This window comes from Streptomyces viridifaciens (assembly GCF_001888885.2).
Taxonomy (GTDB): domain Bacteria; phylum Actinomycetota; class Actinomycetes; order Streptomycetales; family Streptomycetaceae; genus Kitasatospora; species Kitasatospora aureofaciens.
In genome coordinates, this window is the sequence record NZ_CP090840.1 from 1706793 (window position 1) to 1731283 (window position 24491).

Genomic DNA, 24491 nt, shown 5'->3' on the forward strand with positions numbered 1-24491 from the left:
ACGTTTTCCTCGGTGCCCGGTTCGGCGTGGTGGCACGATAAAGTGCCACGGTCAGGCGCGAGTTGGGGGTTGTCGTTGCCGGGTGACAAGCGGCGGATCCAGACGGCGGTGTTGGGCAGCGCGGATTCGGAGGAGCCGCTGATTCTTCCGCTGGAAGCGATCGAGCTGGACGCCTTCCGCCGGCAGCACGCCGCGGACACTTTCTGGTGCGGACTACTGCTCGGCGGCTGCGGTGACCAGCTGACAACAAAGCTCTACACCGACCGAGTCTGCCACTTCGCCCACTTCCCCGACCCCACCGGCCTGCACGTTTGCGAGCGCAGGGCCCGGGACGTGTCCAGCGCCGACCACCTCTACATGAAGTCCGCCGCCACGACCTGGCTCCTCGAACAGGACCACCAAGGCACCGTCCACCTGCGTGAACCGCTCGGCTCCGTCGTCGACATCGCCTTCGAGCACCAGGACCGCGGGCTGCGTCTGCACTTGGACGCCTCGGTGGCACCCGTGTGGGACGACGACCTCATCGAGCCGATCCTCGGCACGACGGTGCCGGTCGACATCGACACTCTGGTCCGCCGCAGGTACGTCCACCGGGTCCGTCTGGACAGCGCCGGCACCTCCCGCAAGGTCCGCATCGGCACCCAGTCCCCCGCCCGGGAGACCCAGTGGTTCGCCCTCGACGAGTGCCACATGTCCCCTGACGGCTTCCGCACCCCCGCCGTCGAGGAGATCCTCACCGTGGCAGAGCACACCGTCTGGCGGCCTGCCGCGTTCGCACCTGCGCAGAAGCCGACCGCCGCGCAGCGCCTCGAGGGCGCTCTGCGGTCGGGCTCCATCCTGATCCTGGAATCCGAGTGCCGCGCTGTGCGGGCAAGCGGCCCACACGAGGGTCGCGAGGCCCAGATCGTCGCCGCTCTGCTGGATCAGGCTCGGCAGTGGCTGGAGCGGCAGAAGCGCCTGCGCGCGGATCTGTTCGGTCGGCTGGCGCAGGCCGTGGATCACCTGGACGAGCAGGCAGTCAACTCTCTGCTCGTCCAGGTGAACTTCAAGGCCGCCCGAGATCGCACCACCGAAGAGCACGAGATCTCCGCTAGGGCCGCCGCGTTTCTCAAAAGCCTGAAGCGCTAGGCGGCCCAGGCCGCCCGGGCTGAGCGCACCGCCGCGAAGGCCCGCGAGACTGAGCTCAAGCGCAAGCGCTTCGCCGGATCCGTTCCGGCCCAGCCGCAGATCAGCCTGTCGGAGACAGCGCACCACCGGATGACCGGCATGATCGCGGACCTGCAGCGCCGGGAGGCGCGCCTGGAGACCCGTGAGCTGGTGCGCCTGGTCGACGAGATGGTCAAGATGGCGACGACGGCGGCGCACCGGGTCTCGAGGCGGCAGCGTGAGGAAGTGGACCAGTGGATCGCCAAGGCGGAACGGCTACGCCCGGGTGCCCGGTCGGCGAAGCCGCCGTCAGTGAGCTCCGAGCCGGTTGGCGAGCGTCGGCCCGGGGGTGGTTCCGCAGGTCTGTCGGCGTCTGATCGCCGGCGGTCGGTGATGGCGGCCGAACCACAGGTGGAGCCGGCTGCCGGGGCCTGCCCGGCCGGTGGTCGTGCGGGAGGCCCTGGCCAGATGCGGCTTTCGCTTGCCGAGCTGGCCAAGGCCGTTGCTGCAGTGCGCCGGGGTCTGGAGCGGGCCGCTCGCGAGCAGGCCGTCATCTCCTGGTCCGTGTTGCGTCGCCAGCTCGGCGGGTCTGTGCCAGTTCTGGGCCCGGACGATCGGCTGGCGGTGCTGCTGGAGGTCGAGAAGGACACCTCGGCGAACGAGCCGATGCTTTCCTCGCTGCTTGCTGCGGGCGGTACCGGGGCCCTGGCCCTGTACCGGGACCTGAGCAGGTGCCTCGGCCGGGACCTGCCTTCCGACGATGCGGCCGTCCGCGCGCACTGGCAACGGGAGATTCTCCGGCTCCAGCACCGATACTGGCGCCGCTGAATCGGGGCCTGCGGTGGCGGCGCGCTTGACTTCTTTGTCACCGCGGGCGCGGGGCCAAGAAGAGCGGCTCTGCCTTTGAATCGGTGGCCAGCCGCCACCAAGGAGGACCAGGTGACCGCACAGCCTGCCCACCAGGCCCAGGCCGCGTCGGGGCCGACCCCCCCTGCACGAGCTGCGCACCGCGCTGTCGCGCTACGGCCTGCCCGGCGATCGCGAGGCCTTGATGAGCGAAACCGTTCTGGCCCCCGTCCGGGGGCCAGAACGGTTTCGCTGGGCCGACGTTCGATCCAACGCGGCCAGCACCCACTCTCCAGTTGAGAGCCGGGAGCCGGCGCCAATCACAGACCTCGCGGACAGAGGCCACAAGGACGGCTGAGGGCACGACGTGCTCCGCGCTCACAGCCGTGGTCAGCGCCAAGGGCCCTGCTGGACCTGCCCCTGCCGTCTGCCCCGATGCCGCATAGGCTGACGTCCGGCCACCACCCCGGCTCGCCGACCTCAGCAGCCGACTCGCCCGACCCGGGGCTGATCCGTCGAGTCGGGAAACGCCTATCGAGAGGTAGTCAGCCCCAACAAGGTGGCGTACCTTCTGCGTCACTCTCGAAGGTTCTTCGCCCAGTCGCCCCGGAAGCGGTAGGCACGGCCGTCGCCGACCTGAAGTTCCACCCTGTGGTTGGACACTCTCCGTCTACGCTGCGAGGGTGTGACCTTGCCGGTGCCGCTGGCGGGTCTCGAGTGGCGTGAGGTAGCCCCACTCGGGGTGTTTGCGTAGGCGCCTGCGGTTGTAGAAGGTCTCGATGAAAGAGAAGACCTCCGCCCGGGCGGTGGCGCGGTCGGGCCAGACCCGGGTGCCGATCTCCGCCTTCAGTACGGCGAAGAAGCTCTCGGCAGCGGCGTTATCGTAACAGGAGCCGACCCTTCCCATCGACTGCCTCATGTCCAACTTGCCTATCTCGGTGCGGAATTCACTCGACGTATATTCGCTGCCGCGGTCCGTGTGGAAGACGCAGCCGCGCTCCAGACCGCCTCGGCCGGCGGCCATCCGCAGCGCGGCCACCGGCAGTTCGGCGCGGTGGTGGTCGGCCATCGCGTAGCCGACCACCTCGCGGGTGGCCAGGTCGATGCAGGTGGCCAGGTAGAGCCAGCCCTCCTCGGTCGGCAGGAAGGTCATGTCGCCGACGAGCCGCATCCCCGGGCGGGGCGCGGTGAAGTCGCGCCCGACAAGGTCCGGGGCGAACACCGGCTTGCGGGCCTGGCGGGTCAGACCGCGGCGCCGGCGGCGGGTGACGCCCGTGATCCCGCGCTCGCGCATGATCCGTTCCACCTTCTTCCGGTTCACCGCCCGGCCCTGGCGGCGAAGTTCCGCGTGGACGCGCGGGACGCCGTAGGCGCCCCGGGAGGCGAGGTGGATCACCGCGATCTCCGCGGCGAGGAGGTCTTCGGCCCGTTCGCGGGCGCGACGGTCCTTCTCGCCGGCCCGCCAGGCGTAGAAGGAGGAACGGGCGATCCCCAGCGCCCGGCAGATCCGCTTGACGCCGAAGGCGCCGTGGTGGTCCTCAACGAAACGGAAGCGGATCACCGATTCGTCTCGGCCGCGAAATAGGCGGCCGCCTTGCGCAGGATCTCGATCGTCTTCTGCTGCTCGAGGTTCTGCCGACGAAGTCGGGCGAGCTCCTCGCGCTCGGGGCTGGTCAGGTCACCAGGCCGGCCCTCGCCCGGGTCGGTGCGGTCCTGCTTGACCCAGCCCCGCAGCCCCTCCGGGCTGACTCCCAGCTCCCGGGCGATCTCGGTGACGTTCCGGTGCGGAGAAGACCGGACGAGCGCGACCGCGTCCCTCTTGAACTCCGCCGTGTACCGCTTACTCATGTTGCCGTTGCTTCCCACCTGAAACTGCTTCCTCCGGGCTCACATGTCCCAGTCTCCAGGTGTCCAGCCCCAGGGTGGAACTTCAACCTGCTTGATCCCGCCGGGCACGACGTCCCCGTGGTAGGGATACTGCTCGGCCGGACGCGGTCGAGAAACTGGTCGCGCTCTGCCCGCTGCTTGGCACTCCTGAGCCCGGCTGCGCGGGCCCAGGGCCGGTGCTCCCTACGTAACCCTGACCGCCTGTGCGGTCCGCAGTAGCATCTGAGTATTTGTACGGATGCGGAGCGCGCATCGCCTGTCTAGGGTTCTGCGGGGGTTGGGCTCAGGCATTCGTTTTCGGGGAGGGGAGTCCACGTGGCTGACAACACCACGGGCAAGGTTGTGGGGCATCCGCGGGTATCGCGAAGACGCTGGGGGAGGAGTTCAGCGCGCCGATCCAGAACGCGGTAAACACCAGTGCCACCGTGTCGGGGCAGCTGACCGGCTGGTCGATCGCGGGTGGACTCGCGCAGTTGGGCACGGGTTGGTCCAAGCCGCTCGGCGATCTGCAGCAGCGTCTCGTGAACACCGCGACCAACCTGGAGGCCAACGCGGCCGCGCACGAGCACAAAGACCAGGCCGTCGCCAGCGCGTGGGCTGTCGCACCGCAGGCGGCCAAGTGACCAGCGCGTATGAGCTCCTGGTGAAGTTCGACCCGCACGGGCTGCACGACGCGGCGAAGACCTGGACGGCGCTCGGCCGCGCAGCGGAGAGCACTGGCCAGCGGCACCGCAGCCAGGTGGACGGTCCGCTGGTCGGCAACTGGGAAGGCGAGGACGCGAAGGCCGCGCTGGCGTTCCTGGCGAAGACGGAGCAGCAACTGAACGTCGTCAAGATGGAGGCGGACACCGCGGCTTTGGTGCTGAACACCGTCGCTGACCGGATGTACCAGGCGCAGACCAACCTCACCAACGCCGTGAACCGTGCGGTGGACGCCGGCCTGGACGTGTCCGCCGACGGCGTCGTCAGCCTCCCGCCCGAGGGCAAGGGGGAGCACAACGACCCGGAGGCGCACAAGGCGCGCCAGCAGCTCGGGTCGGAGATGAAAAGCTTCCAGGACCGGATCAACACCGCTCTGAAGGACGCCCAGGCGGCAAGTGACCAGGGCAATACGGCGTTGGGCCGGCTCAGCTCGAACGCCCTCGACCCGGCCAAGGTGAACGGTGCGCTGGCAGGGGCCAAGAACGCGGCCGCCGCCGCGATGCAGGACCTCGGACTGGTCGACCCCTACATCCCGGACGGCAAGGACCCGGAGAAGTCCGCCGCGTGGTGGAAGGGGCTCACCCCTGAGCAGCAGGACGCCTACCTGGCCCTGCACCCTGATCAGATCGGCCGCCTCGACGGGCTTCCCACGACCGTCCGGGACGAGGCCAACCGGCTCGTGCTCGACGAGAAGCTGGACGCCTACCGAAGCGGGAAGCCCGGCGACTTCGGTATCGACGAGGACGAGTACAAGTCGCGGATCAACGCCATGGAGGAGATCAGGAGGAAGCTGGCAGCGTCCGACGGGAACCCCGAGAACCACCGGATGTTCCTGCTGGGAATCGATCCCGAGGCGCACAACGGCCGGGCCATCGTTTCGACGGGGAACCCCGACAAGTCGCAGCACACGGCGGTCTTCGTACCGGGCACCGGAACGGTGTTCACCGGGGTGCCGGGGCAGATGGACCACATCCGGCGCCCCCAGAAGGCGGCCGAGGACGAAACGGACGGCGGTGCGAACGTCGCCGTCGTCTCGTGGCTCGGCTATGAGACGCCGAACTGGCTGGACGGCACCGTCGCCGAAACCGACCGGGGAGATGCCGGGGCACCGCTTCTGCGCAACTTCACCAAGGGGCTGCGGGTGGCCGAGGGCGACAACGGCCTGTGTTCGCACATGACCCTGATGGGCCACAGCTATGGGACCTACGTGGTGGGCGCGGCCGCGCGCGACGGCGGTGCGAACGTCGACGACATCATCGCGCTCGGCAGCCCGGGAATGGGAGTGGACAAGGCGTCCGAGCTCAACATCGACCCCAGGCACGTCTGGGTCGGCACGGCCAAGGACGACTTCATCCAGACGTTCACCGGCACCGTGTTCGGCGAGGGCCCCCAGAACGGGGTCTTCGGCGGCCAGCGCATCCAGATCGACACCAGCGGACACGGCGGCTACTGGGACAGGGCGAGCCAAAGCCTCGACAACCAGGGGCGGATCATCGCGGGCCGGCCACCGACGCTCGCCCCCAAGCCCCCACGCTGACCCCACGACCAGTCCGACCGACCGCCGACTCAGGAGCACCATGACTGCCAGCGCGCCCCGCACCACCAGGCGGATCATCGCTACCGCGCTCCTGCTCGCGGCACTCGGCGGATGCTCATCCGCTGCCGACAGGAGTGACACACCACCCGTGAAGTCCAAGGCCGACGCCCAGACCTGGGCCCAGCAGATCACCGAGCACATGGCCCGCACCGCCGGGATCGAGACCGACCCGTCGACGATCTCCGCGCTCTTCACCCCGTGCACCGGCAAGAACGGCGAAACCGTCTCCGACGACCGGTACATCCTGATGTACAGCGTCAAGAGCTCGGTTCCACGCGCCCAGCACCCCGACGCGGTCAGGAAGATCCGTGACATGCTGACCGGCGAAGGACTGACGGTGAAGGGCTACCGCGAGTCCGTGGACGGCAAGCCGGATGCGCTCGTCGACACCTACCACCCCACCAGCCGGTACTCCGCCACGGCATCCACCTCGGGTACCGGGGACCGCATGTACCTGAGAGTCACCACTCCCTGCCTGCTTCCGCCCTCCGAGGAGCCGTCCCCTACGTCTACGTCCTGAAGCTTGCTTCCGTCAGCGCTCCGCCGAGCGCGCTACGGCCCTACGGCCTGAGCGGTTCCCTCGACGCCGCGGCGACGATCGCGTGCTCTGCCCATGAACCTCGTGTGTGGCGGGGCCGCGCCCTACCACCAAGACGAGCCGGTCGGCGGCGTTTCCGCACCGCGGACCGGCTCGGCAGGCGGGTTTCGACCGCTGCGGTAGGTGACGTCGGCGATTGGACGGGGACCGCGCTCCTCGGGAAGGCGGTCCAGGGCCCCTCGTACACGAGCAGGACCTCCCTGTCTTATGCCTCCTACCGCGGCGGCGTCTTCGCGCTGACCCGGGAACAGGCCGAGCCCGCGCCTGTCCAGCAGCCGCACCGAAGCCGTCCCGACCGGGGCCAGGACGGCCCGCAGGCTCGAAGCACAAGCACCGCGCCAAGCATCACGACGTCGGCAAGACCGCGAAACGCGCCGAGTCGATCAGCGACCACCAAGCGCGGCGAGATTAAACGCCAAGCTAAGGGACGAGCGGGGCGGGCGGCCCGACCTTCGCCGTGTCGTTACCAGCGGTGGTGTCGCCGTTCTGCTCGGTGGCGACGACTGTGATCCGGTAGGAACCCGCTGTCTGGTAGGTGTGCTGAACCGCGAGCTGCGTGGTCGTCACGATCGGAGTTCCGTCACCGAAATCAAGGTTGTAGGAGACGACCGGTGACCAGGTTTCCTGGTCACGGATCGAGAAGGTGGCCGACGCCCCGGCTGTAATCCCCTGCGGCTGGCTCAGGACCCCGATCCAGCGGGACGAGGTCGTGAACTCGAATGCACCCCGGTCGTAAACCTTCGAACCAGTACCGGTGTTGGCGACGTAGGGGTCGTCGATCCGCTGGTAGCCGTAGAGGTCGGTGCTGAGCTCGCCGGGTGCGTCGGCGTCGGCCGAGTCGATGCCCGGGGAGTTCGAGCCGATGGGAAGTGCCGTGTCGATGTTCCCCGAGAAGTGCGGATCGGCCGTGAGGTCGTGGGCACCCTGCTGCGGGACGGACTTGGTGAAGTCGGCCGCAGTGGCGTAGCTGCTGCCCGCCCAGCTGTAGATCGGCCCGTCGGCAAAGGAGTCGGCCAGGTTGTAGTCGGCGACGATACTCGGCACCGAGCCGGCCGAGACGGAGAGCTTGGCCGTGCTCTGCTCCGGGGTGCAGGCAGGGGCGTTATGGCCGGTGTCGGAGGCGGTGGCGAGGACGTTGTTCTCGACCACGGCCCCGGACGAGTCGCCCAGCAGGCCGATGGCCGGACCGCAGACCGAGCTTACGGTGTTGCTCGTGATCACCGTCCCCGGGGCGTCGGTGACCTGGATGCCGGCCCCGCCGGCCTGGTTGTCTACAGCGTTGGTGCTGAGCACGGTGCCGGTCACACCTGCGTCGACGGCGATGGCGGTGTGGGCGCGACCCCTCATGATGTTCCGGCTGATCGTGATGGCCCGGGTTGCCCCGCCGAGGTGGACGCCGGCGGTTTGCGGGCTGGCCGACGTTCCGCCGCCCATGATGTTGCCGTCTAGGGTCACCTGTTGGGTGTCAGCGAGCTCGACGGATCCGAGGGCGCCCCCAATGCCGAAACCCGTGATCATCACGTCGTGGACGCCGTTGAGAAGGAAGCCGTGGCTCGGGTTCGTGCCGCCCGGGTTGACCCCGACGAGCGGAAGTGTCTTGAGGCCGTTGCGAATGTTGCCGCCCAGAAGGGTGATCGGCTTACCCCGCTCTCCCGAGTGGCTGAGTGTGACCTGCTCGGGGTACTTCGCCGCAGCCACCTGGACGGTCTGGCCGGGCCGGGCGGCGTCGACCGCGGCCTGGATGGTGCAGAACGGCGCGGCCTGGGATCCGCTGCCCGTGTCGGTGCAGCCTGTGGCCGGGTTGACGAAGAGCGTGGCGCCGTCGGCGATCGCAGGCGCGGGAGCGGGCAGACCAACCCCTAGTGCGGTGGCGATGGCGAGGCTGGCGAGATGACGTTGGCGCACGGAAGACCCCCCTGTGGACCGGATGCTGGAGGCTTCCTGCGCATGCGACAGGAAGCCGGGCACATCCTCCTCTCGATCTTCACACTTGTCACTTCGCCCTGTGCGGTCGGTCTGGGCCGCCTTCTCGTCGGCCGCAGTGTTGAAGCCCGCCACGACGAAACAGCGCAGCTCGGCCTCAGTCCGCCGGGCATCTCCGGCAGCAGGAACGAGTAGCGGCCGAGCATGTCGACGTGGTGCCGCACGAACGGGGAGGGACGGGCGACGTCCTGGCCGTCAGCGCGTAGCCGGGTCGGGGCGGCGTCCATGTAGAGGCGCCCACCAGCGGCGGGGACGGTTGGTGTTCGGGGACGCCGGGGGTGGGCGTCCCCGAACACGGTTGGCCTTGCGGCCGGGCCGGCTCCGCTGCAATCGGTGCGCGGCCGTGTTCCCGGAGGTGGTGTTGGGCTGCGACCGGGGAGGCGAGTACCAATCTGCCGTGGCCTGGGTGGGAGGTGCTCTGGTCGCGATGGCGATGGAGCGGACATGAGGCGGATTCAGTCGGCAGGTGGCGGCCGCTTTGGTGCTTTGACCAGCATGGATGTGCCGGGCGGTGCCGCTCTTTGTTGCACCGGCGTTCGGACAATCATGAAAAAATGAAGATGACGTGATTTCGGGCAGAAAAACGGACAAGCGCCAGCTGAACCGCCCCGGGTTCGTTAGAGACTCGACTTCATGTAAGGATTCGAGTCATGGCACGTCCCTCCTCCTACCCGCTTGAGCTGCGCCGTCGTGCGGTGCGCATGGTCGCCGAGGTTCGCGGTGACTACCCGAACGAGTCGGCCGCGTTGCGAGCCGTTGCCGAGAAGCTGGGCATCGGCTCCGCCGAGACCCTGCGCAACTGGGTGCGGCGCGACCAGGTCGACTCCGGGCAGCGCCCGGGCACGACCACGGAGGAGTCCGCGCAGATCAAGGCGATGAAGAAGGAGATCGCCGAGCTGAAGCGGGCAAACGAGATCCTCAAGGCCGCGGCGAGTTTCTTCGAGGCCGAGCTCGACCGGCCACACCAGCGCTCGTAGCGTTCATCGACGAGCACCGGGGCCGCTTCGGCGGCGTCGAGCCGATCTGCCGCGTGCTCACCGAGCACGGCTGCAGCATCGCCCCCTCCACCTACTACGCACAGCACAAGCGCGTGGCCTCGCCCGCCGCCCGCACCGTGCGAGACCTGGAACTCAAGGAGTTGATTAAGGGCGTTCACGACGCCAACTACCGGGTCTACGGGGCCCGGAAGGTCTGGCGGGAGCTGGGCCGGCAGGGCCACACAGTGGCACGCTGCACCGTTGAGCGCCTGATGCGCGAACTCGGCATCACCGGCGCCGTACGCGGCAAGAAGGTCATCACCACCATGGTCGATCCGGCGGCAGAATGCGCCCCGGACCTGGTCGACCGCGACTTCGTCGCCGGCGCGCCGAACCGCTGCTGGGTCGCCGACTTCACGCACATCGCCACCTGGGCCGGAGTCGTCTACGTCGCCTTCGTCGTGGACACCTTCTCCCGGCGCATCGTCGGCTGGTCGGCTGCGACTTCCAAGGAGACCCGCCTTGTGCTGGATGCATTGGACATGGCGCTGTGGCAGCGCGACCGTGACGGATTCCCCCATCAGCGAGGCGAGTTGATACACCACTCGGATGCCGGGTCGCAGTACACGAGTTTCCGGCTCGCCGAACACCTGAACGCCGCCGGCATCGCAGCCTCGATCGGATCCGTCGGCGACGCCTACGACAACGCCCTCATGGAGTCCACGATCGGCCTATTCAAGACCGAGCTGATCAAGCCCCGGCGGCCCTGGCGCACCCTCTCCCAGGTCGAACTCGCCACCGCCGAATGGGTCGACTGGTACAACCACCGCCGGCTCCACGGTGAGATCGGCCACGTCCCGCCAGTCGAGTACGAAACCGACTGCTACCTTGCCACCACAAAACCGCAGGTCACAACCACAACCTGAGATCTCTACCGAACCCGGGGCGGTTCAGACTCCTCGAAGTGGTCCATCAGCCAGGACGTGAACTTCAGCGGCCAGGGTTCCGGCAGCGTGACCAAGCCCGACAAGCAGAGCCGCGTCGAGCTCATCGGTTCCTGGAAGCAGCAGCCTCTGTGGACCCTCACCTACACGGCCCCGGACAAGGGCCCACTGTACGACCAGGGCGACCAGCAGATCGTCAAGGCTGACCTGACGCTCTCGATGCGCGTCACATCGCCCAATACACGGACCAGTCCCTGGTCGGAATTTGGCGCTGCCAAGTCCAACGTCCGCTTCGACTACGCCGGCCCCGTCGCGGGCAAGTACAAGGGAACCGTCTTCACCGACGGCCGGGCCGAACTCGTCATGAAGCTCTCCGACCCGGCCGTGCGGGAGAGCGCGCTGCACATCAAGGACGCGCAGAACAACCCCGAACGGACCTTCCCGTCCTTCAACGGCAAGAGCATCCCCGGGGCGAAGCAGCCCCTGCACCGCCTCATCGACCGTGCCAAGCAGGACGAGAACCGCAGGGTCGCGATAGCCACCTGCAACGAGGTCTGGGGCGACTACTCCGGCTCCGGACTGCAATGCGACGAGTACCCGTTCTCGTCCACGTACGAAGGCGCGAACCAGAAAGACAGCGCAGGCAACCTTGTAAACCGATACTCCGCCCGCCTGATAGACGGCAAGGACAACGGAGACGGAGGCAACATGATCAAGGACGTCTTCACCATCAACCGGATCTTGGACAACGACCCTTTCTACGTCACGATCGTCCCGTAAGCCGTACTCGCCAAGGCCGGAGGACAACCAGTGCCGATCCTGTTCGAGTTCCGCACCGAAGCCAGGCCCGACAACGGCCTCATCGAGGTGTACGACTCCGACGCCTACCTCACCAACTCCGAGGCCGTCAGGCAGAGCTGGGACACGGTGGTAGCGGGCACCGGTACCCAGATCTATCTCCGCAGCCTCCAGAGCATCGCACCTGCCGAGATCCTGGTACGGGTGTGGGACGGCCCTGCGCCGGCCGACAGCACCTGGATCGCCGAGGGCGAACGCTCGACAGTGCTCGACAGCCCCACCGGCGAAGTGGTCATCCGCGCCTTTGCCCCGGACATCGCCGGTCACTTCCAACTGCCCCGCTCGGGCGTCTACGAAGGCCGCGTGTCCTGGAAGGGGCGACATGAGGCCGCCGCGCAGGAGGCGGGCCTCCACGCCGAACTCAGCACGGCGGAACAGCAGTCACCGGCTGACACCGATACGATCTGGGCAGCCCACCGGGAGGTCCTGGAGACCTACCGGATCGACCTGTGGTGGACCTCCGAGTCCGAGGACGACGAAGACGAAGAGTAGGACCAGGAACCACGGGTGTGGCACCGACCTGACGGCGGTGCCACACCCCGTTGGAACAGAACAACTTCCGCTCGCCAGGCGGCGTTCGCTCAGTTCAAGGCCCACGCTGGCCGGCGCCGCGCCAGTCCTACCGCCAGGGCAGGGTCTTCCTGGGTGATCATCCCCGTCTACCTGCCGACGCCGCTGATCGGGGACGAGACGGCAGTCGCCGACCCGGTCGAGGTGAAGGACGCCGGAGAAGCGGTCAAGGTCGAGGCCGAACCCAGATCGAGGCCTCCAGCTTCCGATCTGGCGAGTCCTGCGGGCCCTGGCCGCCCACGACGCCCCGGTCGTGGACCGCATCACCGAGCTGCTCGCCCACCGCGCCCAGCCTCAGCACGCCACCGCGGCCACCGAGGGCGAGGCCGCCGAGGCCGCCGGGGTGGGGGCGGGCGAGCAGCAGCCGGCCGCGGTGGAGTCGCCGATCGACTGGCTGCGGATCGACGCGAAGCGGCACGCGGCGCGGATCCTCCAGACGGTGAAGCTGCGCGCGTTCAACCCGCGCGCGGTCGAGTGGCAGCGCATGCACGCCGTCGCCGCCGTGTTCCACCTCGAGCACGGCCACCTCGACCCCACCGACAAGACCCGCCACGGGGAGCTGATCTCCTGGCTCGACCGGCAGCGCTACCTGAACGGCCGAGGCCTGCTCGATGCCGCGCGCGTCTCGGAGCTGGACGCGCTCGGCATGATCTGGTCCAAGCACGCCAACGCCTGGGAACGCGGCTACGCCTACGCCCGTGCCTGGGCCGCCCACCACGGCCACCTCGCCGTCCCGGCCACCGAGAAGCTGGACGGCTACGCGGTCGGCGCGTGGATGCGCCGCCAGCGCAAGGCCGACAACCTCACCCCCGACCAGGCCGCCAAGCTCGACGCCTTGGACGAGCTGTGGCGCCTGGAACCGGACTGGAACCGCTCCTACCGCCGCCTGCTCACCTACCTGGCCGCCGGCGGAACCCTGGACGGCCCCGCCAACCGCACCGGCCTCGGTGACGACCCGACGTTTAGAAGTCATCTCATTTGGGGATTCTCCGCAGGCAGATGACTGCTGCGGCGATGCTGGCGAACGCGGCGAAGTGCTCGCCCTTTCGTTCGTAGCGGCGGTGGAGGCGGCGGAAACCGTTGAGCCAGGCGACGGTGCGCTCGATCACCCATCGGTGTCGGCCCAGGCGCTGGGAGGAGTCGACGCCCCGGCGGGCGATGCGGGCCGGGATCTGGCGTCGTCGCAGGTAGGCGCGGATGAATCGGTGGTCGTAGGCCTTGTCGCCGTGGACTTTGCCTGGCCTGCGTCGCCTGGGGCCGCGGCGCGAGCGGATGGGCGGGATGGCATCGGTCAGCGGGATCAGGGCCTGGCTGTCGTGGACGTTGGCGCCGGATATCGCGAGCGACAGGGGTAAACCGGTGCGTTCGGTGAGCAGGTGGATCTTCGACCCGTACTTGCCCCGATCGACAGGATTCGGACCTGTCAGGTCCCCCTTTTCAGGGCTCGCATGTTCACGGAGTCAACCGCGCAGCGCGACCAGTCCAGCTCGCCCCGTGCGCCGAGTTCGTCCAGGACGACCCGGCGGAGCTTGGCCCACACCCGTGCCTTGCTCCACTCGGCGAACCGCCGATGGGCAGTCGGCCCGGACGGGCCGAAGCAGGGCGGCAGTTGGGCCCACGTGCACCCGGAGGTTGCCACGAAGACGATCGCCGCCAACACCTCGCGATCCCCGTAACGGCGCCGGCCACCGCCCTGTGGCCGGGTCGGCGCCGCCGGCACCACCAACTGGAACAGCTCCCACAACTCGTCCGGCACCAGACGCTCCACGATCAGCACGCCCAGAGTCTAGCCATCCAAATGAGATGACTTCTTAGGCCCGGCGCCTGGCTGCGCAAGCAGGCGACGGCTCGCACCGACGGGAAGCTGACCGAGCAGCAGACGGCGCTCCTGGACGCGCTCCGCGGACACACCACCGAGACCGTCGCTGGCTGACCAGACCCGAGAACGCCGTCCCGGCGGCTGCTTCCCGATTCGGCTCGTCCAGCGCGCCCGAAGAAGCTGCCCGTGCTCGCAGGGCACCGTTCACACCACCGCAGCCAAGCTTTGGCCGAGGGCGAGGCGGGGAAGGCGAGCGGCAGCCGTCCTCGGTCGAGTCGCCGATCGAGTGGCTGAAGATCAACGCCCGATGACATCGCCCATAGCGGCATAGAATGCTTTCAGGTTCGTATCTCTTAGTGTCGGGCTGTCGATCTTTCTGCGGATGTTGAGTTCGACTATGTCGGCGGTCCAGCCATAGTCGGCTAGGAAGCGACGTTCCATGCCGTGTGCTCCCTCTCGCCTCATCAAGTCGATCAGTTTCTCCATGCTGTGTGGGTCTCCGGTGGCTTCTGCTGGGGCCCGCAGCAGTTCGCGTCTAACTCGGTAGCTCTTGAAGTCCTGGGCCCGAGATTTCAGAGCGTCGAGAGCCTCGTGCGCACGATTTTCGATGTTGGGATCGTTGGATAGGGCCAGCATGGGCAGCATTGCCGCTGCGAACGCCACATCATTTCCGTGGGGGGAGGTGGTGATGATTTTCTGGAGACCAATTAGAGACTCTGGGTACATTGAGACGAACGTTCGCCAGCCGCCCACCTCCAGGCCGCGGTAGCGTGGCAGCCGAACACCTTGTCCGCCCTGGTTCACGAACCGCACGAATCGCCGGAACTGGCGGCGGTCGAACCCGGCCAGCCCTGCCGGGACCGGGACGCCGTCGATGCTGGCCAGCCATTCCTGTACCAGTGTGTCTTCGTATGACCCGCGTTGTTGCAGATATCGCCTGAGCGAGCGCGTCAGTTGCCCTTTGGATTGGATTGCGAGTCTCTTGTAAACTTCCGTTGGAATTTCGAAAAACCTTGAAAAGTCCATGAATTCAAGGAAAGTCTCCTCGTCGACTGGGATTAGGCTATAGTCCTTAAGGGTGCGCCACCTTGCCCCGTCCATGCTCGTGGCCCGCTCGGCTTCGCGGATGAGTAGGCGGTGAAGGTTTTCCCCGCCGCCATCTATCTGCTGGAAGCCGTGCATTGGTATTTCTGATGAGCTTGACGACGGAACCGTTGATGTGTTCTGGATGAGCCAATCATGGAAGCACAGCATCCAGAATCTTCCTCTGAGGTCGAGGTGATGTATAGAGGCCAGAATAATAATGACTGGCTGAGTCTCTACGATTCCTCTCCATCTCGATATGGTTGGCAAACTCACCCGGAGCTCTGGTCGGCGGGACTGGATTTCCTCAACCTCGAAATGGAAATCGAGTGTGGGGGGCATATCGGTGTCAGGTGAACCTCGCCGGACACGCAGGCCACGGCACAGCCACTGTGTTGGAGTTCCTTGCAGTACTGGCAAGGCAGTGAAGCTGTCTTTCAGGAGCTGATACACGAGCTTGTCAACCATCTGGCCGGGGTCGAACAGCTGGGGAGTTGCCTGTCGGCCCGGAGACGGTCTGGGCTGCTTCGGCTCTGCAGCCGCCCAGTCCAGCTGCTCGACCGGATGGGGTTCGATCCGCCACTCGTAGTGCGCCGTCGCGATGTCGATCGCGAATCGCAGCGGACGGTCGGCCCGGTAGAGCTGCTCCCGGCCAGCCGCCACCGCCTGGTCGAAGGGGAGCAGGCCGTTGGTGCGGTGCCGCGCCTCCGGGAGGTCGGGGTACTTCCCGAGCAGGTCGCTGCGGGCGAACCCAGTGCACTCGACGGCCAGGTAGGCGCCGCTGTCGACCAGTTCCACGAGCCGCGACGCGTTGGTGATCGGTCCGTCGGCGAACAGCTCTCGGCCGGGCCGGTCGTAGCCGTTCCACTGGGGCAGGCCATGCGTGGTGCAGACCATGGCGAAGGCGTGCCCGTCGACGACGACCAGGACAGGGAGCAGGTCGTATGCCAGGCACAGGCCGCAGAACAGGGCGGCGAGGTCGAGGCAGGTGCCCTCACGGGGAGCTTCAAGCACCTCGGCCGGTTTCCGGATCGTCTGCAGGGCGGCCGACGGGTGGTACTCCTCCAGCGCGTACCGGATGTCCCGACCGCTCAGGGCGTTGTAGATGGCCGCGGCGACGGCTCGGCATCGGTCCGGCTGGTGGGACAGGTCGAAGCGGCTGACGTCCAGTGGCTGCCAGAGGCTCGCGCGGGGGGTAACGAAACGGACCAGCTCACGCTCGTTGGCGCGCGGCCAGGCCGGCCAGGCGGGTGCGCCGCTACCCGGGCCCGGGCCCATCGGTCACTCCCGCGACCGCGAAGATGTCGTGGACTGGGATCGGGGCCGCCGGTCCGGCCTGGGCGGCATCGACCGTCAGCCGGTACACGCCAGACGGGAGGCCGGCCAGTTCCAGCTGGGCACCTCCGGAACCAGGTGTCAGCTCAACGGTCTGCGTCGATGGTCCGGCCAGCGGCTCGACCGGTTCCACGCGGGCGCGCAGCGGCATGGCCGACGTGGTGTTGACCAGTTCGGCGTGGATCGTCACCGGCTCGTCAGGTAGATACAGGTCCTCGACGTCCAGCGAGATGGCGGTCCGTTCGACCGCGGCTGGGCTCTCCTGCGGTCCGCGAATTGCCCCGAGGCCGCGTACCTGTGATTGCTCCAGGCGCCCGCGCACGTCGGCCAGGATGGCGGCGTTGCACTGCAGCGAGCTGTGGCGCTCCGGCACGAACGTGTCGCGGTAGGCCTCGGACAGCTCGATAGGTATAGCTGACGCCCGTGGCACGGTGCCATCACCGTCCGCGAGTAGCGGGTCGATCCAGGCAGGCAGGTCCCGGCTGACGGTCACCCGTCCGCCGGTGAGCACTCCAGACTGATTCGTCGGCTGGCGGGTGCCGATGATCGGGACGATTGTGTACCCGTCGCGGCGGTAATCGTCGTCGTCGCGGTGCTCGGTCACCTTCGTTTCGATCTCGCGGTGGAAGGCCAGCGCGTCGGCGATCAGCACCGGATCGATCCCGGGCAGGGGCCCGGCCTCCGCCACCCGAACGTACTCGTCGCCGACCCGCAGCGCACGATAGATCGGCAGCAGCTGATGGACCGACGGGAATGAGCGCATCACATCCGTGAGATCTACGAATGCCTTCTTGTAGCCGTTGGCCAGGAAGCCGAGTGGATTGAGGGAGCCCCGGTAGGGCGTACCGAACGTGAACAGTGCACGGCAGTCTCGCCAGCCCTCCAGTGCCTCGAGGTAGTAACGTGCGACGAGGCCGCCCATGCTGTGGGCCAGGAAGATGACCTTGGCGGCGGGGTTTCCGGTGTGCTGCCGCCACTCGTGCAGCGCTCGTTCCACGGTCTCCGTGAGCCGCCGGGCCGCGATGCGGTTGTCGAGGCGCCAGTCGTAGGGGAACTCGAGAAAGTTGGCGCCAGGGACGATCTCGAATGTCTCCCGGGCGAGCCGCACCAAGGCCGAATAACCGTCGATCTTGACCAGCCCGGGGACCATGTGGGCGGTCGGCATTAACCGTTCGGCTACCACCTTGCCGGGATCGCCGTCGCGCAGGTAGAGACTCTGCAGCGAATCACCCCCGCTGGCGCCCCAGGACCAGACGGCCTGCCCGCTAAGCGCCCACACGTCGCGACCGTCCGCGCGTAGCACGCTCCCGGTGATCCCCGGCAGCACCACGATGACATCGCGCAGCGCCTTCCTGCCCATACTCAAATGGTTCCGCACCGCCCCTTGCGCGGCAAACGACCCTATTCAAGGGCAGACCGCCAGCCTCCTCCCGTACCCGCGCAAGAATGATCAGGCCGTCGCCGACGCCGTCGAACCGCCGCCGCCGTTCCGGCCGGGACGGACCGCGTACCGGCGCGGGAAGCCCGGTGTCCGCAGGCTCCACGGCGTCGTAGAGCACGCGGCCGGCGAGCGAGGCGCCCTGCGGGGAGGCCGCCATGTCGGTTAGGACCTGCGCATGCGTGTCGTGGGGGAGTGTGCGGAAGAGATCCTGCGCGAGGAACCTGGCGCTCGCGTCGGCGCTGAGCAGGAACTCTGCCTGGGCCCTCAACGTGCCGTAGCGTTCGGCGACAGCGAGCAGCAGTGCGGCGGCCGGCACCGCGGCGCCGGCTTGGAGCCGTTGCCCGAGGCGCCGCCGGATGCGATGGGTGTCGTCTTCCAGTCTCAGCAGGAGCTCGGCGGCTTCCGGCCCAGGTGTGCCTGCACGGAGCTGGGTCAGTGCTTCGGTGAGTTCGGTCTCTGAAAGGTCGTCGTCGGGGACACCGAAGACGACGTACCGGTCGAAGTAGTCGTTGCTGCCGATGCCGCGTTGGTGTGCGGCGGCCGCCAGATCGCCGCCTGCACCTAGGGACCGGCTCAAGGCGGGGAACAGGCACTGGCGCATACCCGCACACCCCCACCAGCGAGGCCCACATCTCGTTCGGCGACAGCGCGAGCCCGGGCATCGTCGGATGCCGCAGTCCCTCGTGCACCCGGCTCTGCCAGTCCGCGACCAGCCATTCCTCCCACAGCTCCCGCAACTGCGGCAGCGTCCAGCACGCCTCGTCCTCCACCGCACCGCCGCGCTCGGTCACATCGGACCCGGTGTAACCGGCGACGTACTGGGAGAAGCGGTGGCGGATCGTCAGGAACGTCCGCTCCACCTGTCCTTTCGCCGGACCGTTGGCAGGCGGCACCGGCTGCACCGACACCCCGAGGCTTTCGCACGCCGCTAGGAAAGACGACGAGACGAACACCCGTCCCTGGTCGACCACCACTGTCTCCGGCACGATCACCGGCCGCGCCGCCACACCTTCCAGCCGGGCGTCCAGCGACACCAGCCGCTCATAGGGGACTACCGAGCGCTCCAGCGCCAGCGCCTTCTCCCACCCCGGGCGCATCCGCATCGGCGTCGCCATCTGCGCCAGCAGCACCGCCGCGTCTGCCGCCCTGGTCCCCATCGGCCGCAGCACCGCGGCGCAGACGCTGCGTGTCGCCACATCCAGCGCGATCGTCAGCTCCGCCCGCCCGACCACCCCGTCGGCCAGCACCACCATCACGTCCAGCGGCGTGCTGTCCAGCATCACCACCTCGCCCGGCCGCAACACCACGGACGCCCTAAACGGCGCCGCCGGCCGCGAAGCATGACTCCGGCGCTGCGCCGCCGTCCCCAGCAGGCCTTTGCCGTCGGCCAGCGCGTGCACGAGCCGGTTGAACGTCGCCACCGGCGGCACCGTCACCATGCCCGCGCCGTACGTCTCGTCCAAGATCCACCCCACCGACCGCCGCAGCCGGCTCAACGTCCCCGTCGACCGCTCCCGCTGCTCCTCCAACGCCTGCACGATCGCGGCGACCACCCGCTCGTCCGCCCGCCCCAAAGGCGAGCGGCGGCGGGTGGCACGCTGATCGACCAGTCCCCACAGCCCCTCCCGGCGGTACCGGGCCCGCATCCGGCGCACCGTCGTCACACTCACCGCCTGCCCGGCCGCCGCCAGCTCCGCCGCCTTCGCCGCCTCCCGCTGCGCCAGAGTTCGCTGCGCCGGGTCGAACTCACGGCGTGGGACCCCGGACGTATCGGCTGTGGGAAAGCCGGTTTCCACCTCCCTCACGTGCCGCTGCCACGCCATCGCATGCTCACGAGCTTGCTCCGGGAGTTCTTCCAGCAGCCCGAGGGGCGGCACACGGGATGGGGTGGGTGCGTCTGCGAGCGCGAAGGAGGGGGCTGACAGCAGGTGGGCGAGCAGGACCGAGGCCACCGCTCCATCCTCGTCCACCAGCGTGGCTCGAGCTCCCTCCAGCATGACGACCGTCCAGGTCCGTCCCTCAAAGCACAGCCGGGTACCGACCTCCACTGCGCTCCGCCTCGCAGCGCTCACGCCACCTCACCTGCGCCGACCACGACAAGCGCCCGTTCGTGCAGCGGCTCGGTCAGCGCTACCGTCAGATCCCCGCGCCACAGCGCGTGGAACACCATCGGCAGTACCTTTCAACGGATCCCCGAGCTCCCGTACCCCGTCGATCAGCGGCCGCGGCCGGGAATAGCAGCCCAGCAGCTGCCCGGCCTCGGTGCCGGTCGCCGCGTACCGCGGGTGCCGGTATCCGGCGAGCCAGCGGACATTGGCTGCCAACACCGGATCGGGCGGCCCGACCGCACGATAGTGCCAGCCCACGGCCGCAGCCGCCGCCGCGACCACCGCCGCCCTGCGTGCGTGCTCGGGCGACATCCCGTCCCGCCCCACGCAGTCCACCAGCGCGGCCGTTCCGTCGGCCAGGCGGGCCAGCAGGTGCGGCGCGTGTGACAGCACCGCGCCGCTCCCGCGCCAGAGCAGTTCCACCGGACGGCAGGCCAACCCCACGACCGACGGATCACGGTCGAGCAGCATCACCTGCATCCGCATCAGCCCCGACCCGTAGTGCACCAGCCGCCCATCAGTTGCCGACCACCACCAGCCCGGAGCCACACGCCGCCCCGCACGCACGGGGAACCGCCGCACCACACCGCACCGCTCGAATGCGACCTGCTGAACCGCATCCGCCCAGACCATCCGTTGCTCGCGGCCCAGTGGGTCGAAGAAGCACGCGTCGATCAGCGCCGGATCCACAACCCGCCCACACGCAGAACCCACGTCAGAACCCGATGACTGCACAGCAGTAGCCAACCGGCTCAGGGTTAACTGACTAATGCTCAAACATACTGAGAAATAGACTAGTTATTGATGGGATGCGCCTTGCTGATTCGAGACAGGCCATGCTGTCCGTGATCGCCGGTCCTGACTCGCGCGCTGCGCCCGTCTCCGGTGACGCCGCAGGCGGTACCCCTGCACCAGGGCCGCCAGGCCCCGCCCCCTTGCTGCGCACCGTCGTGCTGGCCCGCGCTGGGCCTGCACACCCTCGTCAGTGACGACCACCACGCCACCGTGAGCTGTGACCTGTTTTGGTGATCACTGAGCGAAATGGCTTAAAACTGGGCGAAAGGCCACACTGGCGAGAAGTTGTCTAGACCTCACTACCCTCTGGGGTGGGTGAGCTGAAAGCCCCTGCTGCTGGTTACGCTACGTGTTGGGTCGGGTCGGTGAAGCTGCCGTGGACAGTGTCTCGGTGGCCGGGTGGTGTCCGAGCCCGCCTGAGGAATTGACGGACGGTCCGGAATGGCTGCCGGATTCCACTCTGGAGTTCAGCCCGGATTCTCATGGAAAGGACCGTGAAGGGCAGTTCCGGGGTCTCAGGAAAACCTTGGCAACGGCCGGGAGGGGCCCGGCCGGATGCCGCGCCGTCACGCTTCTCGGGATCGCTGCGCCCCGCCGCCCCGTCCCGGCTGTCCGGTGCCTGGTGGCCGGTCACAGTGGTGCCGGCCGCCGGTTGTCGTGCCCGGTCCCGCCAAGCCCCGCTGGGTGTGGTGGTGGTCTGCCCGGGCCTTGCCAGGCGTACCGGGGGCCCCGGGGCGGCTGGTTCGCCGCACCCGGCCGCCGGCTGCGCCCCGGCTGGGGGCCTGCCAACTGGGCCCCCGCCGGGCCGGTTGCGGCGCCCTGGGGGCCTGGCGCGCCCCTTTTTTGCCGTGCGGCGCTGTCGCGCGGAGTTCTGTGGCGAGGGCGAACGGGCCGCCGGCCGTGCACAGGGTCCGCCTCTGCTGTTCAGGCCCCTTCAGTAGCCTCGAAAGCCTCGAAGATATTCGGCTATCCGTTCAAACGTGTCCGGGTCATCGCGGAGGTAGCCAATCGCGGAATTGCATCGCCGGTGAAGAATTCCCCTCACGCATTCACCGCACGATGTCCTCTTGGGACAGCACGAGTGGTCATGGTCTATCACAACGTCCTTGTCGAACTTCCCGAGGTGCTCCCCGCATACCGGGCACCTGCCACCTTGATTCAGGTGGATCTCCGAATACCTATCGTATGTAATTCCGTGCCTTTTTGCCCTCCGAGCTATCCGCTGCTGATCCTCATTGCACTTGACACTGTCACATACGTACATCCATACGGTCTCATTTCCACTGGAAACGAACCTGCGCTCGTTCCTCCCTCCGCAACATGCGCACTTGGGCGTGCCCTTGATTACCGACATCCGGACTCCACCGTTCCTTTCTTGGACCCGGTTTGTGTTGACCCCGGGACAGCCAGAGCCTGAGCCGCCCGGACGTCGTGCTGTTCTCTCCCCGCTGCTGCCCCCAGCAGCAGCCCTGGCTCGTTCCGGCCTTCCGGTCGCCGACGTTGCCGACCGGCTGCTGCTCTCCACCAACCCCGCGAGGCGATCACCCTGCTGAGTCCCGGCCGTGACCGGGGACTTGGTGCCTGCGGATTGTCGTGGCCCGGCGGCAGTGGCCGGAGGGCTGGGCTGTTTCAGTCCCACGGGCTGGTGGGCACATGGCCGGGAGCGACGATCACCGCGACCTCGCCCTCGTGGGTGCGGCCTTCCCAGACCTGGCCCCAGCCTTCCGGGACGCCGAAGGTCAGCAGGTCGGCCCGGTGGGCCTCATCGCGGACCAGGTCGAAGAAGCCCTCGCAGAGGTCCTCACGGACCAGTTCGAAGCGGTCCTCGGTGTCCCGTCCGGGCACCGGGCCGCCGAACCCGGCGGCGACGTCCGTCAGGTGGCGGCGGAAGGGCTCGGTCAGCGGCCGCCAGGCGGTGGCGTCGGCGAAGCAGCCCATGGACTCCTCAGCCTCGAACCCCGCGCCGGCGGCGCGCAGGGCCGGGTCCTCGCCCACGCCGAGGGCGAGCTCCCACGTGACCACCGGCTCGTCGCGGATGCGCAGGCGTGTGGCGGCGCACTGCCGGTACTCGTTGTAGTAGCCGTCGGAGAGGTGGGGCCAGTTGGCCCAGGAGACGTCCACCAGGTATTCGCCGGGCGGGATGCGGAACGCGAGCTCGCGCGGCGGCTCGGTGTTCCAGGGCGAGTCCACGACCAGCCGGCCGCTCGGCAGCCGGATTGCAGTGACCCCCTGCACCTCGGCGATCTCGATCCAGCTGTACGGGGTGTGCGCATCGCCGCCGATCCGCAGGCCCGGTGTGAACAGCCCGTCGAGGTACTCGCGTGTCTCCGGCCTGACCTCGTTCATGCCCGCCCCTCTTCCTCTCTCCCCTGGCATCCGCCGCCCGGACCGTACAGGTCCCCACCGACAACCGCCCTGGCACCGCGTCCTGTCCTCGGCCGGTGCCGCAGGCCCGGCCCCGCACCCGCGGCACTGGCGGGCCGCCAGGCCCCCGGCCCGTGCACCCACTACCGGCGGGGCCGTCAGGCCCCAACCCCGGCCACCCACCGGTGCGGCCGCAGGCCGACACCCCCATCTGCGGCCGCCAGGCCGCCCGCCGGAGGGCTGCGTGGTGGTGCCTGTGCCGGGCCGTGTGCCCGCTCGCCCTGCTGCGCCCGGGGGCGCCCAAGAATGCAGCGAGTTAGTGGCTGATGTCCCATCACGGCCCGGCCCGCCCGCGGCGCTGCGCCCCCCTCAGTCCTGCTGCCTCCGTGGCCGGGGGCGAGTCCGTGACAGCTCTTGCATCTATGAACCCGCCGGTTCGATGGCTGCCTGACGAGGCCGTCTCGACCGCTTGGGCCGAGAGGATTTGACGAGGCCTTCAGGCCGCTACTGGTGATGGCGGCCTCCGTCAGGCTGGGATCCGGCCCTGGTTCGGCGGGCTGCCTGGGGTCCTTGGAGCAGCCGAACGGGAGGCCGTCGGCAGGAGCAGGCCAGGATGGCTGGATGCGGCCGGGCGCACCGCCCCCTCAGGCCCGTCAGGGCCCGGCCTGGTGCTGTGTCCCGCTGGACCTGGGGTGGGGCCGCCCTTTGTCCCACAGCCTGGCCCCGGCTCATTCGCCGGGCCGCGCACCCTTGATGAACGACATTTGGGTTGCGGTGTCTGGGCGTCACTTGTTTTCAGCGGTCGGTTTCGGCTTCGTGCTGGCCAGGGCTTGGCGCCGCTGAAGGGCGGTGTCGCCTTCACGCCGAAGAGGGGTGTCGTAGACCGGTGAGGCCGTGGGGACATCCGCTACCCCGCTGCGCCCGGCGCCGCAGCCGTCGGGTGTGCCTGCCCGTTGGCGCCGGCCGTGCTGCGTTGACGTCGCCGGGGCGCAGCCCCGGTGGCCCGTCAGGGCCCTCGCTCCCTGGGTAAGACGTTGCCGTCGGCATTTCGCGTCATATCGTCAACGGGTGCCGCGCTGGATATTGCCCTCCCCGTCAGGGGAGGGGCTTCTACCGGAAATTCACGTCACATCGTTAACGCCGGGGCCGCCCCGCAGGGGCGGGGCCTATACCCGAATTTCGCGTCACATCGTCAACGCTGCCCATGGCGGGCCGCAGGCCCGTGCCAAACCACCGCGAAGTTGAGGCCCCGCCAGGGGCCGCACCCGCCCACCCATTCGCCGCAGGCGAATGGGCCTCAGCTAGCCCGCCCGGCGCAGCCGGGCCCCGAGGCGCAGCCTCGGGCCAACGCCCACGGTGACGCCGCCAGGCGGCACCCCCGCACCTGGCGGTGCGTCAGCACCGCCGCATTTCCCGTCAGGAAATGCCTAAGCCGCAG

The 24491-nt window shown here is 68.5% G+C and carries 20 protein-coding genes and 1 pseudogene; 10 read left to right on the top strand and 11 right to left on the bottom strand.

Translation table 11 applies throughout. The features are described from left to right. Positions 1-12 precede the first annotated feature (12 nt). Together BOQ63_RS07370 and BOQ63_RS07375 are read left to right on the top strand one after the other, a co-directional pair. Positions 13-1128 carry a hypothetical protein gene (locus BOQ63_RS07370; protein WP_478295460.1) on the top strand — a complete coding sequence of 372 codons (1116 nt, stop codon included), beginning with the start codon at positions 13-15 and terminating at the stop codon, positions 1126-1128. 129 nt (positions 1129-1257) lie between these two features. Continuing rightward, the gene (locus tag BOQ63_RS07375; RefSeq protein WP_072653761.1) at positions 1258-1974 is read left to right on the top strand and encodes a hypothetical protein; all 717 of its coding nucleotides are present in this window, start codon (positions 1258-1260) and stop codon (positions 1972-1974) included. 688 nt (positions 1975-2662) lie between these two features. Here the strand turns inward: BOQ63_RS07375 and BOQ63_RS07380 are convergent. Together BOQ63_RS07380 and BOQ63_RS07385 are read right to left on the bottom strand one after the other, a co-directional pair. After that, positions 2663-3553: an IS3 family transposase gene (locus tag BOQ63_RS07380; RefSeq protein WP_360334877.1), complete on the bottom strand. Its 891-nt coding sequence runs from the start codon at positions 3551-3553 to the stop codon at positions 2663-2665. Beyond that, positions 3550-3840, bottom strand: a complete 291-nt coding sequence (locus tag BOQ63_RS07385; RefSeq protein ID WP_454130967.1) for a transposase — start codon at positions 3838-3840, stop codon at positions 3550-3552. The genes BOQ63_RS07380 and BOQ63_RS07385 overlap by 4 nt, the downstream gene beginning before the upstream one ends. Before the next feature lie 464 nt (positions 3841-4304). Here BOQ63_RS07385 and BOQ63_RS07390 point away from each other — a divergent pair, with 464 nt between their 5' ends. The 3 genes from BOQ63_RS07390 to BOQ63_RS07400 all read left to right on the top strand — a co-directional run bounded on the left by BOQ63_RS07390 (position 4305) and on the right by BOQ63_RS07400 (position 6698). Then, positions 4305-4502: a hypothetical protein gene (locus BOQ63_RS07390; protein WP_072653762.1), complete on the top strand. Its 198-nt coding sequence runs from the start codon at positions 4305-4307 to the stop codon at positions 4500-4502. After that, the gene (locus BOQ63_RS07395) at positions 4499-6118 is read left to right on the top strand and encodes an alpha/beta hydrolase (RefSeq protein ID WP_167395678.1); all 1620 of its coding nucleotides are present in this window, start codon (positions 4499-4501) and stop codon (positions 6116-6118) included. The genes BOQ63_RS07390 and BOQ63_RS07395 overlap by 4 nt, the downstream gene beginning before the upstream one ends. Positions 6119-6266: 148 nt before the next feature. After that, positions 6267-6698, top strand: coding sequence for a hypothetical protein (locus BOQ63_RS07400; RefSeq protein WP_072653764.1), 432 nt, complete (start codon positions 6267-6269; stop codon positions 6696-6698). Positions 6699-7196: 498 nt separating this feature from the next. Here the strand turns inward: BOQ63_RS07400 and BOQ63_RS07405 are convergent, their stop codons facing one another. After that, positions 7197-8834, bottom strand: a complete 1638-nt coding sequence (locus BOQ63_RS07405; RefSeq protein ID WP_167395679.1) for a PKD domain-containing protein — start codon at positions 8832-8834, stop codon at positions 7197-7199. Between the two features lie 575 nt (positions 8835-9409). Between BOQ63_RS07405 and BOQ63_RS07410 the strand changes: the two genes are divergently transcribed. The 4 genes from BOQ63_RS07410 (at position 9410) to BOQ63_RS07425 (ending at position 13111) form a co-directional block, all read left to right on the top strand. Beyond that, a protein-coding gene (locus BOQ63_RS07410) for an IS3 family transposase (protein ID WP_223886210.1) occupies positions 9410-10662 on the top strand; the annotation gives its coding sequence in 2 pieces (ribosomal slippage) (positions 9410-9692 and positions 9692-10662; 1254 coding nt in all). 87 nt (positions 10663-10749) lie between these two features. After that, entirely contained in the window at positions 10750-11460 is a 711-nt protein-coding gene (locus BOQ63_RS07415; protein ID WP_223886211.1) for a NucA/NucB deoxyribonuclease domain-containing protein, read from the top strand. Between the two features lie 30 nt (positions 11461-11490). After that, positions 11491-12030 (top strand): hypothetical protein, encoded by a 540-nt coding sequence (locus tag BOQ63_RS07420; protein ID WP_050366105.1) that lies wholly within the window; start codon positions 11491-11493, stop codon positions 12028-12030. A 331-nt stretch (positions 12031-12361) separates the two neighbouring features. Beyond that, positions 12362-13111, top strand: coding sequence for a helicase associated domain-containing protein (locus BOQ63_RS07425; RefSeq protein WP_223886212.1), 750 nt, complete (start codon positions 12362-12364; stop codon positions 13109-13111). Here BOQ63_RS07425 and BOQ63_RS07430 read toward each other — a convergent pair. The 5 genes and pseudogenes from BOQ63_RS07430 to BOQ63_RS07450 form a co-directional block, all read right to left on the bottom strand. Next, positions 13083-13879 (bottom strand): IS5 family transposase gene (locus BOQ63_RS07430; RefSeq protein WP_191093689.1). Its coding sequence is split into 2 segments (ribosomal slippage): positions 13083-13543 and positions 13543-13879, totalling 798 coding nucleotides; the frame shifts between segments, so codons are not numbered across the junction. The two genes, BOQ63_RS07425 and BOQ63_RS07430, sit on opposite strands and share 29 nt — an antisense overlap. Positions 13880-14224: 345 nt before the next feature. Beyond that, positions 14225-16288, bottom strand: a complete 2064-nt coding sequence (locus BOQ63_RS07435; RefSeq protein ID WP_072653772.1) for a hypothetical protein — start codon at positions 16286-16288, stop codon at positions 14225-14227. Continuing rightward, on the bottom strand, positions 16269-17705 hold the full coding sequence (locus tag BOQ63_RS07440; protein WP_072653773.1) for a lipase/acyltransferase domain-containing protein: 1437 nt from the start codon (positions 17703-17705) through the stop codon (positions 16269-16271). The genes BOQ63_RS07435 and BOQ63_RS07440 overlap by 20 nt, the downstream gene beginning before the upstream one ends. After that, positions 17611-18387: a hypothetical protein gene (locus BOQ63_RS07445; RefSeq protein ID WP_167395606.1), complete on the bottom strand. Its 777-nt coding sequence runs from the start codon at positions 18385-18387 to the stop codon at positions 17611-17613. The genes BOQ63_RS07440 and BOQ63_RS07445 overlap by 95 nt, the downstream gene beginning before the upstream one ends. Positions 18388-18655: 268 nt before the next feature. Further along, positions 18656-19225: pseudogene (locus BOQ63_RS07450) on the bottom strand (transposase); the annotation flags it as partial. Here BOQ63_RS07450 and BOQ63_RS07455 point away from each other — a divergent pair. After that, the gene (locus tag BOQ63_RS07455) at positions 19194-19388 is read left to right on the top strand and encodes a hypothetical protein (RefSeq protein WP_223886213.1); all 195 of its coding nucleotides are present in this window, start codon (positions 19194-19196) and stop codon (positions 19386-19388) included. The pseudogene BOQ63_RS07450 and the gene BOQ63_RS07455 sit on opposite strands and share 32 nt — an antisense overlap. Positions 19389-19864: 476 nt before the next feature. Here the strand turns inward: BOQ63_RS07455 and BOQ63_RS07460 are convergent, their stop codons facing one another. The 3 genes from BOQ63_RS07460 to BOQ63_RS07470 all read right to left on the bottom strand — a co-directional run bounded on the left by BOQ63_RS07460 (position 19865) and on the right by BOQ63_RS07470 (position 23035). Further along, a complete protein-coding gene (locus tag BOQ63_RS07460; RefSeq protein ID WP_499503635.1) occupies positions 19865-20584 on the bottom strand; it encodes a TnsA-like heteromeric transposase endonuclease subunit in 720 nt (239 codons plus the stop codon). Positions 20585-21623: 1039 nt separating this feature from the next. Continuing rightward, the gene (locus tag BOQ63_RS07465; protein WP_079183459.1) at positions 21624-22043 is read right to left on the bottom strand and encodes an endonuclease VII domain-containing protein; all 420 of its coding nucleotides are present in this window, start codon (positions 22041-22043) and stop codon (positions 21624-21626) included. A gap of 275 nt (positions 22044-22318) precedes the next feature. Continuing rightward, positions 22319-23035 (bottom strand): DUF4241 domain-containing protein, encoded by a 717-nt coding sequence (locus tag BOQ63_RS07470; protein WP_072653775.1) that lies wholly within the window; start codon positions 23033-23035, stop codon positions 22319-22321. Between the last annotated feature and the right edge of the window lie 1456 nt (positions 23036-24491).

Coding starts and splice junctions, on each gene's coding strand:
- BOQ63_RS07435 (WP_072653772.1), bottom strand. CDS start 16,288: ATGGGCCCGGGCCCGGGTAGCGGCGCACCCGCCTGGCCGGCCTGGCCG.
- BOQ63_RS07445 (WP_167395606.1), bottom strand. CDS start 18,387: ATGCGCCAGTGCCTGTTCCCCGCCTTGAGCCGGTCCCTAGGTGCAGGC.
- BOQ63_RS07470 (WP_072653775.1), bottom strand. CDS start 23,035: ATGAACGAGGTCAGGCCGGAGACACGCGAGTACCTCGACGGGCTGTTC.
- BOQ63_RS07465 (WP_079183459.1), bottom strand. CDS start 22,043: ATGTCGGTAATCAAGGGCACGCCCAAGTGCGCATGTTGCGGAGGGAGG.
- BOQ63_RS07440 (WP_072653773.1), bottom strand. CDS start 17,705: ATGGGCAGGAAGGCGCTGCGCGATGTCATCGTGGTGCTGCCGGGGATC.
- BOQ63_RS07385 (WP_454130967.1), bottom strand. CDS start 3,840: ATGAGTAAGCGGTACACGGCGGAGTTCAAGAGGGACGCGGTCGCGCTC.
- BOQ63_RS07375 (WP_072653761.1), top strand. CDS start 1,258: ATGACCGGCATGATCGCGGACCTGCAGCGCCGGGAGGCGCGCCTGGAG.